This window comes from Amycolatopsis sp. WQ 127309 (genome assembly GCF_023023025.1).
Lineage (GTDB): Bacteria > Actinomycetota > Actinomycetes > Mycobacteriales > Pseudonocardiaceae > Amycolatopsis.
In genome coordinates, this window is the sequence record NZ_CP095481.1 from 725,471 (window position 1) to 741,429 (window position 15,959).

Consider the following 15,959-nt stretch of genomic DNA (forward strand, 5'->3'; position numbering starts at 1 on the left):
TCGACTTCTGATATATCAATTGTCGATGTAGGCTAAGCGGCGTGCACCCACAGGTCAATCCCCCATCGCTGGCGGAGCAGGCGTACCTCTTCGTTCGTGATCGCCTGGTCATGCTCGACATCCGGCCGGGCGACCCGATCAACGAGGAGTGGCTCGGCGCCACCCTCGGCATGGGCCGCACGCCGATCCGCGAGGCGCTCAAACGCCTCGAGTCCGAGCGGCTGGTCGTCGCCTACCCGCGGCGGGGCACGTTCGCCACCGACGTCAACATCTCCGACCTCGCGCACATCTCCGAGGTCCGCCGCACCCTGGAACCGATGGCCACCGCCGCCGCGGCCGGACGCGCGACCGAAGCCGACCGGGCGACGCTCACCGAGCTGCGCGGGCGGCTCGACGCCGGCGTCCCGGCCGGGGACAACGCCGAGCTGCTGCGCACCGACCTCGCCCTGCACCGGGCGATCTACCGGTGCGTGCACAACCCGTTCCTCGAGGACACGCTCATCCGCTACGACAACCTCGCGACGCGGATCTGGTGCGTGTTCGTCCCCCGGCTGCCCGGGATGGCCGGCCACGTCGACGAGCACGTCCCGCTCCTCACCGCGATCATCGAGGGCGACGCCGAGAAGGCCGCCGCGCTCACGCTCGAGCACGTCGCCGGCTTCGAGGCGGCCATCCGGGCCCTGATCTAGAGCCCCAGACGCGCGCGGACCCAGTCGTGGAACTCGCCGATGTGGTGCTCGCTGGGCACGAGCACCCCGCCGCCGGCGTAGGCGCGCGAGTCCATCGCGACCTGGCAGCGTTCGCACGCCTCGAAGTCCTGCAGGTTGACGCGGTGGAACAGCTCGACCGAGCGCGTCAGGTCGCGCCCGGACTCGACGACACCGGGCAGGTAGAGCCAGTCGCAGCGGACCAGCGTCCGGTCCGGGGCCAGCGGGAACATCCGGTGCAGGATCACGTGGTCGGGCACCAGGTTGACGAACACCTGCGGCCGGATGGTGATCGCGTAGTACTTGCGGTCCTGGTCCTCGGTGACACCGGGCAGCCGCTCGACGCCCTCGCTGCCGTCGATGGTGAAGCCCTGGACCTCGCCGCCGAACTCCGCGCCGTGGCCGACGTAGTACTGCGCCGCATAGCCGTCGGCGAACTCCGGCAGGACCTCGGTGAGCTCCGGGTGGATCGTCGCGCAGTGGTAGCACTCCATGAAGTTCTCGATGATCTGTTTCCAGTTCGCCTTCACGTCGTACTCGATGCGCTTGCCGAGTGCGAGGCCGTCGACGCCGTACGCCTCGATCGCACTCTCGCCGCCGAGCCGCTCGGTGACCGCGGCGACCACGCTGCCCTCGAACGGCGGCGGCTCGGCGGCCAGGCAGACCCACGCGTAACCGAGCCATTCGCGCAGGTGGACGCGGGTGAGCCCGAACGTCGTGCGGTCGACGTCCGGCATGCCGGTGAGGTTCGGCGCGGCGATCAGCTTGCCGTCGAGGCCGTACGTCCAGGCGTGGTACGGGCACTGGAACGCGCGCTTCACGGTGCCGGACTCGGCGGTGCACAGCCGCGCGCCGCGGTGGCGGCAGACGTTGAGGAACGCGTTCAGCTTCCCGTCGCGCCCCCGCGAGACCAGGACGCTCTCCTTGCCGATCTGCACGGTCTCGAACGCACCCGGCCCGGCGAGGTCCGCGCTGCGCACGGCGCAGAACCAGTCGGCCTCGAAGATCTTCGCCTGCTCCAGCGCGAAGATCGCCGGATCGGTGTAGTAGGAGCCGGGCAGCGTGGCGAGCAGGCTCGGCGGGAGATCGGTAGTGGTCACCGTCGGGGGTCCTCTCCGCGGTCAGTACGGGAGTAGTTGCGCAGAACGCGTCTTGTTGCTCACTCCGGAACAGAGTGACTCCCACCGAGGACGACTGTCAACCCAAGTTTTCAACGCCCGCCCAAGATTTCCGGCACGTTTCAGCCGTAACTCACGTGACTGGGCCCGTCACTCGCGTGATTGGAGACGGAACTCGCGAGTTACGGCTTCAATCACGCGAGTTCCGTGCTCGATCACGCGAGTTACGGGTTGGCCGGGCCGTGAATGGCCCGGCGGAAGAGGGTTTCGATCTCCTCGCGGGTCGGGCGGGGGTCGGCCAGGGCGGCCTGCATGAGGAGGCCGCAGAACAGGCCGGCCAGGAGCCGGCCGGTGAGCGGGTCGGTGCGGATGCCGTAGAGCTCGGTGAGGGCGTCGTCCCAGGCCGCGCTCGCCGCGCGGAGGCGGGGGCGGTGCAGGGCCGCGACGTACAGGTCGTACTCGACGACCGTGTCGCGGTACTGCTCGTTGATGTAGCCCATGACCAGGTCGGCCAGCGCCGCGGCGAAGTCGGCGTCCGGCGGCAGCGCCGCTTCCCACTCCTTCAGCGCGTGGACGTTCTTCTCGGCGGCCTCGTGCAGCGCCACCTCGAGCAGGTCGTCCAGGGTCGCGAAGTGGTAGGTCGTCGAGCCCAGCGGCACACCCGCGGCGGCGGCGACCGCGCGGTGGGTGAGGCCGTCGATGCCCCGCTGGGCGACGACCTCGATCGCCGCCTTGGCGATCCGCGCGCGCCGGTCGGGGTCGTTGGGGCCACGCCGCCGGCCGGCCGTGGACGCCGTGGTGGATTCGGTCTTCGACATCGGTGTCGAGCAGCCCCCTTCGTGCGTCTCCGGCGCGACGGACAGATCGTCGCACGCCGACCTGACGGACCCTACTTGTGGACATCTGTACACGCCTCGCGTACAAATGTACGCACTCAAGCGCGACCAGGCAGCCACTACCGAATCGGAAGGGGCCGCATGAAGGACCTGTACATCGACGGAGGCTGGACGGACGCCGCCGGCGGCACCGCCTCCGACGTGCTCAACCCCGCCACCGGCCAAGTGATCGAAAAGGTCGCCGAGGCCGGGCCCGAGGACGTCGACGCCGCTGTCAGAGCCGCACGCCGGGCCTTCGACGCCGGTCCGTGGCGCACGACCACCGCGACCGAGCGCGGCGAACTCCTCCGCCGCGTCGCCGGCCTGCTGGTCCGCGACCGCGAGGACCTCGCCCGCACCGAGAGCCTCGACACCGGCAAGACGCTGGGCGAGGGCCGGATCGACATCGACGACGTGACGAACGTCTTCCGCTACTACGCCGACCTCGCCGGCAAGGACGCCGGCCGGGTGGTCGACGCGGGCAGCGCGACCGTCGTGAGCCGGATCGTGCACGAGCCCGTCGGCGTCTGCGCGCTGATCGCGCCGTGGAACTACCCGCTGCTGCAGATGTCCTGGAAGGTCGCCCCGGCGCTGGCCGCGGGCAACACGATGGTGCTCAAGCCGAGCGAGGTGACGCCGCTGACCACGATCAAGCTGGTCGCGCTGCTCGACGAGGCCGGCGTCCCGCCGGGCGTCGTCAACCTCCTGCTCGGCCCCGGTCCCGTCGGCGCCGCGATGGTCGAGCACCCGGCCGTGGACCTCGTCTCGTTCACCGGCGGCTACGCGACCGGCGAGAAGATCATGACGGCCGCCGCGAAGGGCGTCCGCCGGGTCGCCCTGGAGCTCGGCGGCAAGAACCCGAACGTGGTGTTCGACGACGCCGCGTACGACACCGCCCTCGACTACGCGCTGATGGCCGCGTTCGTCCATTCGGGACAGGTGTGCTCGGCGGGCGCGCGCTTGATCGTCCAGGATGGCATCCATGACCGGTTCGTGGCGGACCTCGCCGCGCGCGCCGACGCGATCCGGGTCGGCGACGGCCTCGATCCCGCCACCGAGACGGGCCCGCTCGTCTCGGCGCAGCACCGCGCCAAGGTCGAGGGCTACATCGAAAGCGCTCTCCGGGAGGGCGCGACCCTGCGGGCGGGCGGCAAGCGACCCGAAGGCGCCCGGTACGAAAGCGGTTTCTTCCTGCGCCCGACGGTGTTCTCCGGCTGCACCAGGGACATGGCGGTGGTCCGGGAAGAGGTCTTCGGCCCGGTCGTCACCGTCGAACGCTTCCGCGAAGAGGCCGACGCGATCGCGCTGGCCAACGACACCGAGTACGGGCTCGCCGGAGCCGTGTGGACGTCGGACGCGTCCCGCGCCCAGCGGGTCGCCGGGGCCCTGCGCCACGGCACCGTGTGGATCAACGACTACCACCCCTACCTGCCGCAGGCGGAGTGGGGCGGGTTCGGCCGGTCCGGCATCGGCCGCGAGCTCGGACCGTCCGGGCTGGCGGAGTACCAGGAGAGCAAGCACGTCTACCAGAACATCGATCCCGTTCCGCAGCACTGGTTCAAGGGCTGATCACTCCCCCACCCCACCACGTGAGGACCGACGATGACCATCGATTCGCAGAAGGCGGGCGGGGGGCCTGCCCCGGACGACAGCTCCGAGCTCGAGAAGTTCGGCTACCGCCAGGAACTCGAACGCTCGCTCGGCTCGTTCTCCAGCTTCGCCGCCGGGTTCAGCTACATCTCCATCCTGACCGGCGTGTTCCAGCTCTTCTTCTTCGGCTTCGGCTCGGGCGGGCCGGCCTTCATCTGGACGTGGCCGCTGGTCTTCATCGGCCAGGCCGCCGTCGCCCTCTGCTTCGCCGAGCTGGCCGGGCAGTTCCCGCTCGCCGGCTCGGTGTACCAATGGGCGAAGCAGATCGCGAAGCCCGCGACGTCCTGGCTGGCCGGCTGGATCATGATCATCGGCGCGATCGTCACGGCCGCGGCCGTCGCGGTGGCCTACCAGATCATCCTGCCGCAGGTGTCGACCGCGTTCCAGATCGTCGGCAGCGACGACGACGCCGGCCTGACGTCCACACCGGGCGGCGCGCAGAACGCCATCATCCTGGCGCTCATCCTGGTCGTGTTCGCCACGGTCGTGAACCTCATCGGTGTCAAGCTGATGGCGAAGATCAACAACTTCGGCGTCGCGGTGGAGCTCGGCGCGAGCGTGCTGCTCGTGATCGCGCTCGCCATCCACATCAAGCGCGGCCCGGGCATCGTCTTCGACACCCACGACACCGGTGAGGGTCACACGTTCGGGTACCTCGGGGCCTTCCTGGTGGCGTCGCTCATGAGCGCGTACGTCTTCTACGGCTTCGACACCGCCGGTTCGCTGGCCGAGGAGACGACGCAGCCGCGGCGGCACGCACCCCGCGCGATCCTGCGGGCGATCACCGCCGCGTTCATCGTCGGCGGGCTGATGATGCTCGTGGGCATGATGGCCGTCGGCGACCTCAACGCCAAGGAGCTGAGCACGTCCGGCATGCCGTACCTGCTGAAGAGCACCCTCGGCGAGGGTCTCGGCGACGCCTTCCTGATCTGCTCGGCGATCGCGATCACGGTGTGCTGCCTGGCCGTGCAGACCGCGGCGATCCGGATGACGTGGGCGATGTCCCGCGACGGCCGGCTGCCGTTCAGCAAGGCGATGGCCAAGGTGTCGCCGCGCTCGAAGACGCCGGTCGTGCCCGCGCTGCTCACCGGCGGCCTCACGATCGTGGTGCTGCTGATCAACCTGGGCAACCAGCGGGCGTTCTTCATCCTGACCTCGACCGCGATCATCCTGTTCTACATCCCCTACCTGATGGTCACCGGCCCGATGCTGATCCGCCGCCTGCGCGGTGGCTGGCCGCGCCCGGGCCACGGGCCGTACTTCAAGCTCGGCCGCTGGGGCACGCTGGTGAACCTGGTCGCGGTCGTCTACGGCGCCGCGATGACGGTCAACCTGATCTGGCCGCGCGCCGAGGTCTACGGCGACGACCACTGGTACTTCCAGTGGGGGGCGGTGATCGTCACCGGGCTGATCGTCGTCGTCGGTGCGATCATGCTCTACATCCGGCGCGGTACCTGGGGTTCGTCGCACACGAGCCCCGAGCACATGCCCGACAACGCCCCGGACACCTTGCCCGGCTGAGGAGGCCCCATGAGTTCCGATACCTACGACTTCGTCATCGTCGGCGGTGGCTCGGCGGGCTGCGCGCTGGCGAACCGGCTGTCGGCGAACCCGTCGAACAAGGTCCTCGTCCTGGAAGCCGGCCGGTCCGACTACAAGTGGGACGTCTTCATCCACATGCCGGCCGCGCTGACGTTCCCGATCGGGTCGAAGTTCTACGACTGGGGCTACCGCAGCGAGCCCGAGCCGCACATGAACCGGCGCCGCATCTACCACGCCCGCGGCAAGGTGCTCGGCGGCTCGTCGAGCATCAACGGGATGATCTTCCAGCGCGGCAACCCGCTGGACTACGAACGCTGGGCCGGCGACCCCGGTATGTCCACATGGGACTACGCGCACTGCCTGCCGTACTTCCAGCGCATGGAGAACTGCCTCGCCGACGCGCCGGACGGGCAGTGGCGCGGCCACGACGGCCCGCTCGAGCTGGAGCGCGGCCCGGCCTCGAACCCCCTGTTCCAGGCCTTCTTCGACGCCGCCGAGGAAGCGGGCTACCCGCGCACCGACGACGTCAACGGCTACCGGCAGGAGGGCTTCGCGGCGTTCGACCGCAACGTCCGGAAAGGACGGCGGCTGTCCGCGGCCGGCGCCTACCTGCACCCGGTCGAGAACCGCGCCAACCTCACGGTGAAGACGCACGCGTTCGTCTCGCAGATCCTCTTCGACGGCACCCGCGCGATCGGCGTCGAGTACAGCGAAGGCCGGGGCGTGCCGGCCGAGGTGTACGGCAAGGAGATCATCCTCTGCGGCGGCGCGATCAACAGCCCGCAGCTACTGCAGCTCTCCGGCGTCGGCCACGCGGCCGACCTGGAGAAGCTCGGCATCGACGTCGTGAAGGACCTGCCGGGCGTCGGCGAGAACCTGCAGGATCACCTGGAGGTGTACATCCAGTACGCCTGCAAGGAACCGGTGTCGATGCAGCCGTCGCTGGCCAAGTGGAAGCGGCCCTACATCGGCGCGCAGTGGCTGTTCCTGCGCAACGGCCCGGCCGCGACCAACCACTTCGAGGGCGGCGGGTTCGTCCGGTCGAACGACGAGGTGAAGTACCCGAACCTGATGTTCCACTTCCTGCCGGTGGCGATCCGCTACGACGGGTCGGCGCCCACGGAAGGCCACGGCTACCAGGTGCACGTCGGCCCGATGTACGCCGACACCCGCGGCTCGGTGAAGCTCACCTCGACCGACCCGCGGCAGCACCCGGCGATCAAGTTCAACTACCTGTCCACGGAGAACGACCGGCGCGAATGGGTGGAAGCCGTGCGGGTGGCGCGGAAGATCCTCAACCAGTCCGCGATGGGGCCCTACAACGGCGGGGAGATCTCGCCTGGGCCGTCGGTCGAGACCGACGAGGAGATCCTGGACTGGGTCGCGAAGGACGCCGAGACGGCGCTGCACCCGTCGTGCACGGCCAAGATGGGCGTGGACGAGGGGGCCGTCGTCGACCCGCAGACGATGCGGGTGCACGGCACCGAGGGCCTGCGCGTGGTCGACGCGTCGGTCATGCCCTACATCCCCAACGGCAACATCTACGCGCCGGTGATGATGACCGCGGAGAAGGCCGCGGACCTGATCCTCGGCAACACCCCGCTGGCCCCGCTCAAGCAGCCGTTCTACCGCCACGGCGAGAACTAGCCCGGACGTCGCAGCGCCCGTACCACCATCCCCGGTACGGGCGCTTCGCGGTGCCCGGATTATCCGTTAGCGGGTAACGGAAACTACCGGGGCGTACCCCCTTGACGACGCCCTTCGGCGAATTCACACTTGTTGCGGATCACAGTCGATGTTCCTCAATGCGCAACAGTTAGCGGAGGCGTCATGATTCGCGCGTGCACCGTCGACGAGCTGCCCCCGGGTGAGTCCGTCCGGATCCCGGGGTCTCCCGCCATCGCGGTGTTCCACACCGAGGACGGCGAGCTGTACGCCATCGACGACACGTGCACCCACCAGGACGCCTCGCTGGCCGACGGCTGGCTCGAAGGCTGCTTCGTCGAGTGCCCGCTGCACGCGGCGCTGTTCGACCTGCGCACGGGCGTGCCGAGCTGCCTGCCCGCGAAGGAACCGGTGCGGACGTACACCGTGCTGGTCGACGACGGCGTCATCTACGTCCAGGGTGTGGCCCGCGAGGACGCCGCGTGAAGCGCGTAGCGGTCGTCGGCGCTTCGCTGGCCGGGGTCCGCGCCGCGCAGGAGCTGCGCGCGCAGGGCTACGACGGCGGCGTGGTGCTGATCGGCGAAGAGGCGCACCTGCCGTACGACCGGCCGCCGCTGTCCAAGGGTTTCCTGGCCGGAACGACCTCCCGCGCCGCGCTGGAGCTGCTCGACGCCGGCGACCTCGCGTCGCTGGCCCTGGACTTCCGCCTGGGCGTCCGGGCGACGTCGCTGGACCCGGCCGCCCGCCGGGTGCACCTCTCGGACGGCAGCTCGGTGCACGCGGACGGCGTCGTCATCGCCACCGGCGGCCGCGCGCGCACACTGCCGGGCTTCGAGGGCGCCCACACGCTGCGGACCATCGACGACGCGCTGGCGCTGCGGGCCGCGCTGGTCCCCGGGGTGCGCGTGGCGATCGTCGGGGCCGGGTTCATCGGCGCCGAGGTGGCCTCGACGTGCCGTTCCCTGGGCCTCGACGTGGTCGTCTTGGAGGCCCTGCCTGCGCCTTTGGTCCCGGTGCTGGGCCCGGAGCTGGCGGCGGTGTGCGCCCGGCTGCACGCCGACCACGGCACGGACCTGCGCTGCGGGGTCGCCGTCTCGAGCCTGTCCGAGTCCGGCGTCCACCTGGCCGACGGTTCGCTGGTACCGGCGGACGTCGTGGTGGTGGGCGTCGGGATGACCCCGGCCACGGACTGGCTGGCGGGCTCCGGCCTGACGACCGGCAACGGCGTCCACACGGACGCGGGCCTGGTGACGGACCTGCCCCAGGTGGTGGCGATCGGCGACGTCGCCCGCTACCACGTTTCCGGTGAGGGCCGGCGCCACGAGCACTGGACGAACGCGTCCGAGCAGGCCCCGGTCGCGGTGGGCAACCTCCTGGCCGGACGGACCGAACGCACGTACACGCCGAGCGGGTACGTCTGGTCGGACCAGTACGCGGGCACGTTGCAACTGGCCGGGCACCCACGCCCGGACGACGCGCTCACGTTCGTGGAGGGCGGCCCGTCGGACGAGTCGTTCGTGGCGACCTACCAGCGTGACGGCGTGACGGTCGGGGTGTTCGCGCTGAACAACGCGAAGCTCTTCAACCGGCTGAGGCGTCAGGCGTTGCGCCGCCCGGCCGCGGTCTAGCCGGCGTCGATCAGCCGGTCGTCTTGTCCCGCTGGGCGACGAGCAGTTGCCACACCCGGTTCTCGGGTGCCGTGACGTGCTCGAGGATCTCCTCGACGTACTCCGGGTCCATCGCCTCGACGAGCGCGCGCACCCGCGCGGCGACCTGCCCGCCCCGCTCCCAGGACCGGCCCCGGTCCTCGTCGGCCAGGTGGAGCAGAACCCGGGCGTGCGCGAGGTGCCCGGCCCGGTCGAGGCAGTAGCGGACGACGTTCAGGTCCCGGGCCGACTTCACCCGATCCGGACGGTTGCCACGCAACTGCGCCAGCGCGAGGTGGAAGTACAGCGCGGGGTCCGCCGACGGCGCGCGAAGCGCTTGCGTGAGAGCCGCGACAGCCGCGTTGTAGTCCTTGCGGCCCAACGCCCGCAGGCCGTCGGCGGGATAGTCCCGGTGCCGTGATTTCTCGGCTGGCTCGTCCATGCTCCTGAGTCGCCCGGCCCCGACAGGATGTTCCGCGTCCGGAGGGACCCGGCCCGAAATCAGCCGTACGGCTGACTACGCTCGGTAATCTCGCGTCACAGGGACAGGTCGTCCAGATCGGACTCCAGCCGGGCCCGCCAGGTCCAGCGGCGCTCGGTCGTGTCGGCGCCGTCGGCCGGCGGCGGACCCAGCGGCAGGGCCGGGTCCTTGATCCCGAACGTCACCCGGTACGCGAGCACCGAAGCCGCCGTGCGGATCCAGGCGTCGCCCGAGGTCCCCGACGGCGGGGCGACGCCGAGCGCGCGGCTGAACCACATCGGGAGCAGCGCGTTGGAGCCGAGCGCGTCGGTGATCCGGGTCCGCAGGCGGACCTGCAGGTCCTGCCACGCGCGTTCGGCCCGCTCCAGCTGCGGGACCACGCGCGCGTCGACCGCGTCGGCCTCCCGCAACGCGAGCCGGGCCTGCTCCGCGGCGTCGAAGGCCGCGGGGATCTCCTCGTCCAGCAACGTGCGGCGCCGGGTGCTCAACGCGCGCAACGACGACTCGGCGTCCCCGCGAGCGCGGGAACCACGGTCCGTCGTGGCGAGGCGGCGGATGACGTCCAGCAGGTCGGCGTCGCAGCGCGCGCCCGCTTCGCGCACGTCCCCCAGCCGCGCGATCTCCTGCTCGTGGCGGGCGCGCTGCTCCTTCGTCACCAGCTCCTTGTGCAGGTCGTCCCAGCGCGCGGCCTGCGCCGCCAGCGCGCGCGTCTCCGCGCCGACGTCGTCGAGGTTCGCCTGCGGCACGCCGTCGGACACGCGCACCGCGCGCTCCAGCGCCTGCACCTGCTGCTGCAGCCGTTCGAGCTGCCGGCCGAGCTGGTCGATCCGGTGCTCCTGGGGCGCTCCGGGACCCAGGCGGTCGGCCAGGTCCGCGAACTCCCGGCGCAGCCCGGCGTCCCGGGCGTCGACGTCCCGGACGGCGGTGCGCAGCCCGTCGACGGCCGCGAACAGCTCGTCGAGGTCGCGGCGCGTGTCGTCGGCCGGCTCGGCGTAGTCGGCGTACTCCGCCTCGAAGTCGGGGTCGTCGCCGTAGGTGGCGTAGCCGCGCGTCACGGGATCCGGCTTTCCCGGACCAGGCCCGCGATCGCGCCCGCCGTCCCGAGCACCGCCAGGACCGTGCTGACGACGTTCGCCGTGCTCGACGGCCACGGCAGCAACGCCGCCACCAGGAAGACCGCGGCCAGCGTGCCCGCCCAGGCCGCCCGCGTCCGCTCGCGCAGCACCGCCGGCACCTTCCGGACGGGCGCGAAGCCGACCCACATCCCGGCCGCGAACAGCGGGACCAGCAACGGCAGCCACCCGGGCGACAGCACGCCGAACAGCACGAGCGCGGCCGAGACCAGCCCGGCGAGCACCGGCCCGGCCGCGAAGAACACGACCGCGCGCTGCGTCGCCGCGTGGCGGGCGCCGAGCTCCGCCGCCACCAGCCGGTGCACGGCCTCGTCGTGGTCCGCCTCGGCGTCCAGCAGCCGGACGGCCGCAGCCACGAGCCGGTCCATCGGCTCGGCGTCCTCGGCACCGGGCTCCGGCGCCGTGTCGAGCCGGGCCGCCAGGTCCTGCTTGAGCCGGCCCACGCGCGCCGCCGCCTGGTCCCGGTCGTGCTGGGCTGGAGTCGTCACGCGAACACTTTAAGTGCCATTCCCGTCACATCCGGCCAAGGCCGCCGGTGAGTCGTTACAGGTCACCGAGGGCGGTCACCGGTGACTCGACGCAGTCCGCGACGAACCGCAGGAACCCGCCCGCCGTGCCGCCGTCGCAGACGCGGTGGTCGAACGCCAACGTCAGCTCGCAGACCTTCCGCACGGCCAGCTCGCCGCCGGCCACCCACGGCCGGTCGATGATCCGGCCGATGCCGAGGATCGCGGCTTCGGGGTGGTTGATGATGGCGGCCGAACCGTCGACGCCGAAGACGCCGTAGTTGTTCACCGTGAACGTGCCGCCGGTCAGGTCGGCCGGCGCGAGCTTGCCGTCGCGCGCGGTGCGGGCGCGGTCGCCGATCGCCGCCGACAGGTCCCGCGTCGACAGCTCACCGGCGTCGCGCACGACCGGCACCATGAGCCCGCGCCCGGTCTGCGCGGCGAACCCGAGGTGGATGCCGCGCAGCAGCACGATCTCGTCGCCTTCGACGCGCGAGTTCAGCTCCGGGTACTTCTTCAGGCCCGCCACGGCGAACCGCGCGATCAGGCCGAGCAGGCTGACGGGACGATCCGTCTTGGCGTTCAGGGCCACGCGCGCGGCGACCAGCTCGGTCGCGTCGACGTCCACCCAGACCGTGGCCTCGGGGATCTCGCGCCGCGACGCCGTGAGCTTGTCGGCGACGACCTTGCGGACGCCGGTGAGCGGGATCCGGCGCTCGCCGTCGTGCTGCGCGGGCTTGTTCAGCAGCGCTTCGACGTCGGCGCGGCGGATGATCCCGTCCGGGCCGCCGGCGGTGACCTTCGCGAGGTCGATCCCGTTGTCCGCGGCCATCTTCCGGACGAACGGCGAGATCACGCCGGGCGCCTTGGCTTTCACGACGGGCGCTTCCACACGTCGGACGCGCTTGCGCCGGGTCGTCGGCGCGGTGCCGTAGCCGATGAGGACGTTGCCGCTGCCGGACGACGTCGTGACGCCCGGCTCGGCGAACCCGCCGACGCTCAGCAGCGGAGCGCCGACCGGCAGCAGCTGCCCGGGTTCGCCGTGCAGCGCGGACACCACGCCGGCGAACGGCACGGGCACCTCGACCGCGGCCTTCGCCGTCTCGACCTCGACGACGATCTGGTCGATCTTGACCGTGTCCCCGATCTTGACGTGCCAGTTCAGGATCGCCGCCTCGGTCAGGCCCTCGCCGAGGTCCGGCAGCAGGAAGTCAGGCACCGGCCACCACCGGCGTGTCGGCCCACTGCAGGCGGGCGATCGTGTCGAGGATCCGGTCGACGTCCGGCAGCTGGTGACGCTCCAGCTTCGGCGCCGGGAACGGGATGTCGAGGCCGGTCGCGCGCAGCACCGGCGCGTGCAGCTGGTGGAAGCACTGCTCTGTTACGCGAGCAACGACCTCGGCGCCGTAGCCGCCGAAACCGGCGGCCTCGTGCACGACGACCGCGCGGCCGGTGCGGCGGACCGACGCCGTCACGGTCTCGTCGTCGAACGGGCTCAGCGACCGCAGGTCGACGACCTCGACGTCCCAGCCCTCGTCCTTCGCGGCTTCGGCGGTCTCCAGCGCGGTGGCGACCATCGGGCCGTACGCGATGAGCGTGACGTCCTTGCCGCTCTTGCGGACCACGGCCTGGTCCATGGCCGGGCCGCTGCGCGTGAAGCTCACCTCTTCGCTCGACCAGTAGCGGCACTTCGGTTCGAGGAAGACGACCGGGTCCGGCGAGTCGATGGCGTCGCGGAGCAGGTCGTAGGCGTCCTGCGCGGTGCCCGGCGTGACGACGCGCAGGCCCGGCGTGTGCGTGTAGTAGGCCTCGCTGGAGTCGCAGTGGTGCTCGACGCCGCCGATCCCGCCGGCGTAGGGGATCCGGATGACCATCGGCAGCGAAAGCGCGCCGCGGGTGCGGTTGCGCAGCTTCGCGACGTGCGAGGTGATCTGCTCGAACGCGGGGTAGGCGAAGGCGTCGAACTGCATCTCGACGACCGGCCGGAAGCCGCCCATGGCCATCCCGACGGCGAACCCGACGATGCCGGCCTCGGCGAGCGGGGTGTCGAAGCAGCGGTCCTCGCCGAAGTCGGCGGTGATGCCGTCGGTGACCCGGAAGACCCCGCCGAGCGCGCCGACGTCCTCGCCGAACACGACCACGTTGTCGTCGTCCTTGAGCGCGTCCCGCAAGGCGGCGTTGAGCGCCTGCGCCATCGTGGTCGTCATCAGGCCTCCAGCTCGGCTTTCAGGGCGGCCCGCTGCGCCTTGAGGTGGCGGGTCGGCTCGGCGTAGACGTGGTCGAACAGCGACAGCGGGTCCAGCTCGGGCTCGGCGTTGAGCGTGTCGCGGACGGTCTGGGCGAAGTCCTCGGCGTCCGTGCGGAACTGCTCGATCTCGTTGTCGTCTATGGCCTTCTGTGACTTGAGGTAGGTCTCGAGCCTGGTCACCGGGTCTGCTTCGCGCCACTTCGCGACTTCGCCGGCTTCGCGGTAGCGGGTGGCGTCGTCGGCGTTCGTGTGGGCGTCGATGCGGTAGGTGTGGGCCTCGACGAGGACCGGGCCGTTCTTGTCCCGCGCGTGCTTCACCGCGTCGTCGAGGACGCTCAGCACCGCGACGGCGTCGTTGCCGTCGACCTGCTCCGAGCGCATGCCGTAGCCGATCCCCTTGTACGCCAGCGCGGGCGCGGCGCTCTGCTTCTCGAACGGCACGGAGATCGCGTACCGGTTGTTCTGCACGAAGAACACCACGGGCGCCTTGAAGACGGCGGCGAAGTTGAGCGCCTCGTGGAAGTCGCCTTCGCTGGTGGCGCCGTCGCCGATGAGCGCGAGCGCGACGCCGTCCTCACCGCGCCGCTGCATCGCGTGCGCCAGGCCGGTGGCGTGCAGGGTCTGCGTCGCGAGCGGAGTGCACTGCGGCGCGACGCGCGTCTCGGCGGGGTTGTAGCCGCAGTGCGCGTCGCCGCGAAGCAGCGTCAGGACTTCGCCGGGCTTCAGGCCGCGCGCGATGAGGGCGACGGAGTCGCGGTAGGTCGGGAAGAGCCAGTCCTGCTTGCTCAGGGTGAGCGCGGCGGCGACCTGGCAGGCCTCCTGGCCGGCGCTGGAGGGGTAGACGGCGAGGCGGCCCTGCTTGGTGAGCGCGGTCGCCTGGACGTCGAACCGGCGGCCCAGGACCATCAGCCGGTAGGCCTCCTTGAGCCGCTCCCGGGACGGCTCGCGGTAGCCGCCTTCCCGGTCGGCACGCGTCCCGTCCTCGGCGACGAACCGCACCGGCGACGCGGACGGCAGCAGGGTTTCCGTCGCCATGACGCACACCACCTCTCGCAGACATATGATGCTCAGATGGTGGTTCTCGGCGGTGTTGTGTACAAGGGTTGCGCGAAATGAGCGACAAACAGTCTTTTCCGGACCCTTTCGACGACCAAACGTCTTTTCCTGCTTCCGCGCACGGCGGTCCCCCGGGACGGACGGTCGCGCCGCTGGACGACATCGACCGCGCGATGCTGGCGGAGCTGTCGGCCGACGGCCGCCTGGCGGTCCGGGCACTGGCGGAGCGCCTGCACATCTCGCGCACGAACGCGTACGCGCGGCTGGAGCGCCTCATGGCGGAGGGCGTCATCACGGGCTTCGGCGCCCGCATCGACCCGCGCCGCGCGGGCCTGGGCACGTCGGCGTACATCATGGTGACGGTGGAGCAGACGTCCTGGCGCACGATGGCCACGGACCTGCACGAGATCCCGTACGTCGACCACGTCACCCTGGTCGGCGGCGACTTCGACATCCTGCTGCTGGTCCGGACCCCGGACAACACGACGTTGCGCGACGTGGTCCTGGAGCGCCTCCAGGCCCTGGACGGCGTCCGCTCGACAAGAACGTGGCTGATCTTCGAGGAACTCCCCGGCTCAGTCCTGGCCTGACCCCCGTGTCGTCCCCGCAATCACGCGAGATCCGCCTCCAATCACGCGAGTCACGCGCCCAATCACGCGAGATCCGCCTCCAGTCACGCGAGATCCGGATCCAGACACGCGAGTTGGCTACGTGAAGTCCCACTCCAGGACCACCTGGCGGCCCGTCCCCGCTCCGCCGGCGCGGCGGTACGTCGCCTGGGCCGCGGCGTTGTCCTCCTCCGTCACCACCCACATGTCGTAACACCCCCGCGAACGGGCCAGCGCGGCCAGCTCCGTCACCAAGGCCGAGCCGATGCCGCGACCCTGGAACGACGGGGAGACGCCCAGCTCGTACAGGAACATCTCCGTCCCCTTGTCCGGGTGCGTCATCTCGACGCCAGTCACCATGCCCGCCGGGACGTCGTCGACGTATGCGATCAGCAGGTGGTGGCCTTCCGACGCCAGGAACCGCGATAAAACCGCCAAAACCGGCGGGTCGTCGAAGAGGTGTCCCGCGGCCAGCGCCGGCGCGGACGTCGTGATGCGGCGGATGTCCATCCGGCCATCCTGGCAAACAGCTCAGCCTCCGCGGGCAGAACGGCTGCCCCCGCGCACCCTTGACCCGGCCCGACCTGCGCGGTAATGGGGTGCCGCCCACCGGACGACTCTTATTTTATGGCGAGAATTAACGAAGAGCGTACCGGCCGGAAACTATTGACGCCGTCCCCTTTGCCCGGTGAGGATCGGCCGGTCCGCCGCCCTCGCAGAATGG

The 15,959-nt window shown here is 70.9% G+C and carries 16 protein-coding genes; 7 read left to right on the forward strand and 9 right to left on the reverse strand.

Translation table 11 applies throughout. The features are described from left to right. Positions 1 to 41 precede the first annotated feature (41 nt). Positions 42 to 689 carry a GntR family transcriptional regulator gene (locus tag MUY22_RS02780; protein WP_247056700.1) on the forward strand — a complete coding sequence of 216 codons (648 nt, stop codon included), beginning with the start codon at positions 42 to 44 and terminating at the stop codon, positions 687 to 689. Here the strand turns inward: MUY22_RS02780 and MUY22_RS02785 are convergent. Next, positions 686 to 1,807, reverse strand: coding sequence for an aromatic ring-hydroxylating dioxygenase subunit alpha (locus tag MUY22_RS02785; protein ID WP_247056702.1), 1,122 nt, complete (start codon positions 1,805 to 1,807; stop codon positions 686 to 688). The genes MUY22_RS02780 and MUY22_RS02785 overlap by 4 nt on opposite strands. 242 nt (positions 1,808 to 2,049) lie before the next feature. Beyond that, the gene (locus MUY22_RS02790) at positions 2,050 to 2,643 is read right to left on the reverse strand and encodes a TetR/AcrR family transcriptional regulator (RefSeq protein WP_247056703.1); all 594 of its coding nucleotides are present in this window, start codon (positions 2,641 to 2,643) and stop codon (positions 2,050 to 2,052) included. A 159-nt stretch (positions 2,644 to 2,802) separates the two neighbouring features. Between MUY22_RS02790 and MUY22_RS02795 the strand changes: the two genes are divergently transcribed. The 5 genes from MUY22_RS02795 (at position 2,803) to MUY22_RS02815 (ending at position 9,185) form a co-directional block, all read left to right on the forward strand. Further along, positions 2,803 to 4,269 (forward strand): aldehyde dehydrogenase family protein, encoded by a 1,467-nt coding sequence (locus MUY22_RS02795; RefSeq protein WP_247056706.1) that lies wholly within the window; start codon positions 2,803 to 2,805, stop codon positions 4,267 to 4,269. 33 nt (positions 4,270 to 4,302) lie between these two features. Continuing rightward, positions 4,303 to 5,871: an amino acid permease gene (locus tag MUY22_RS02800; RefSeq protein ID WP_247056708.1), complete on the forward strand. Its 1,569-nt coding sequence runs from the start codon at positions 4,303 to 4,305 to the stop codon at positions 5,869 to 5,871. 9 nt (positions 5,872 to 5,880) lie between these two features. After that, positions 5,881 to 7,539 carry a choline dehydrogenase gene (gene betA, locus MUY22_RS02805; protein WP_247056710.1) on the forward strand — a complete coding sequence of 553 codons (1,659 nt, stop codon included), beginning with the start codon at positions 5,881 to 5,883 and terminating at the stop codon, positions 7,537 to 7,539. 183 nt (positions 7,540 to 7,722) lie between these two features. Further along, the gene (locus MUY22_RS02810) at positions 7,723 to 8,043 is read left to right on the forward strand and encodes a bifunctional 3-phenylpropionate/cinnamic acid dioxygenase ferredoxin subunit (RefSeq protein WP_247056712.1); all 321 of its coding nucleotides are present in this window, start codon (positions 7,723 to 7,725) and stop codon (positions 8,041 to 8,043) included. Further along, positions 8,040 to 9,185 carry an NAD(P)/FAD-dependent oxidoreductase gene (locus MUY22_RS02815; RefSeq protein ID WP_247056714.1) on the forward strand — a complete coding sequence of 382 codons (1,146 nt, stop codon included), beginning with the start codon at positions 8,040 to 8,042 and terminating at the stop codon, positions 9,183 to 9,185. The genes MUY22_RS02810 and MUY22_RS02815 overlap by 4 nt, the downstream gene beginning before the upstream one ends. A 10-nt stretch (positions 9,186 to 9,195) precedes the next feature. Here the strand turns inward: MUY22_RS02815 and MUY22_RS02820 are convergent, their stop codons facing one another. From MUY22_RS02820 to pdhA, 6 genes are all read right to left on the reverse strand, one after another. Continuing rightward, positions 9,196 to 9,645, reverse strand: coding sequence for a hypothetical protein (locus tag MUY22_RS02820; RefSeq protein ID WP_247056716.1), 450 nt, complete (start codon positions 9,643 to 9,645; stop codon positions 9,196 to 9,198). A 95-nt stretch (positions 9,646 to 9,740) separates the two neighbouring features. Continuing rightward, positions 9,741 to 10,739, reverse strand: coding sequence for a hypothetical protein (locus tag MUY22_RS02825; protein WP_247056718.1), 999 nt, complete (start codon positions 10,737 to 10,739; stop codon positions 9,741 to 9,743). Then, entirely contained in the window at positions 10,736 to 11,305 is a 570-nt protein-coding gene (locus MUY22_RS02830) for a hypothetical protein (RefSeq protein ID WP_247056721.1), read from the reverse strand. The genes MUY22_RS02825 and MUY22_RS02830 overlap by 4 nt, the downstream gene beginning before the upstream one ends. A 55-nt stretch (positions 11,306 to 11,360) precedes the next feature. Then, positions 11,361 to 12,542, reverse strand: a complete 1,182-nt coding sequence (locus MUY22_RS02835) for a dihydrolipoamide acetyltransferase family protein (RefSeq protein ID WP_247056723.1) — start codon at positions 12,540 to 12,542, stop codon at positions 11,361 to 11,363. Beyond that, a complete protein-coding gene (locus tag MUY22_RS02840) occupies positions 12,535 to 13,530 on the reverse strand; it encodes an alpha-ketoacid dehydrogenase subunit beta (RefSeq protein WP_247056725.1) in 996 nt (331 codons plus the stop codon). The genes MUY22_RS02835 and MUY22_RS02840 overlap by 8 nt, the downstream gene beginning before the upstream one ends. Then, complete coding sequence (gene pdhA, locus MUY22_RS02845; RefSeq protein WP_247056727.1) at positions 13,530 to 14,606, reverse strand: pyruvate dehydrogenase (acetyl-transferring) E1 component subunit alpha; 1,077 nt, start codon at positions 14,604 to 14,606, stop codon at positions 13,530 to 13,532. Before pdhA ends, MUY22_RS02840 begins: the two co-directional genes overlap by 1 nt. A gap of 77 nt (positions 14,607 to 14,683) precedes the next feature. On the opposite strand from pdhA, the gene MUY22_RS02850 reads away from it, so the two are divergent. Then, positions 14,684 to 15,217, forward strand: coding sequence for an Lrp/AsnC family transcriptional regulator (locus tag MUY22_RS02850; protein WP_247056729.1), 534 nt, complete (start codon positions 14,684 to 14,686; stop codon positions 15,215 to 15,217). Between the two features lie 117 nt (positions 15,218 to 15,334). Here the strand turns inward: MUY22_RS02850 and MUY22_RS02855 are convergent, their stop codons facing one another. Beyond that, on the reverse strand, positions 15,335 to 15,745 hold the full coding sequence (locus MUY22_RS02855) for a GNAT family N-acetyltransferase (RefSeq protein WP_247056731.1): 411 nt from the start codon (positions 15,743 to 15,745) through the stop codon (positions 15,335 to 15,337). Between the last annotated feature and the right edge of the window lie 214 nt (positions 15,746 to 15,959).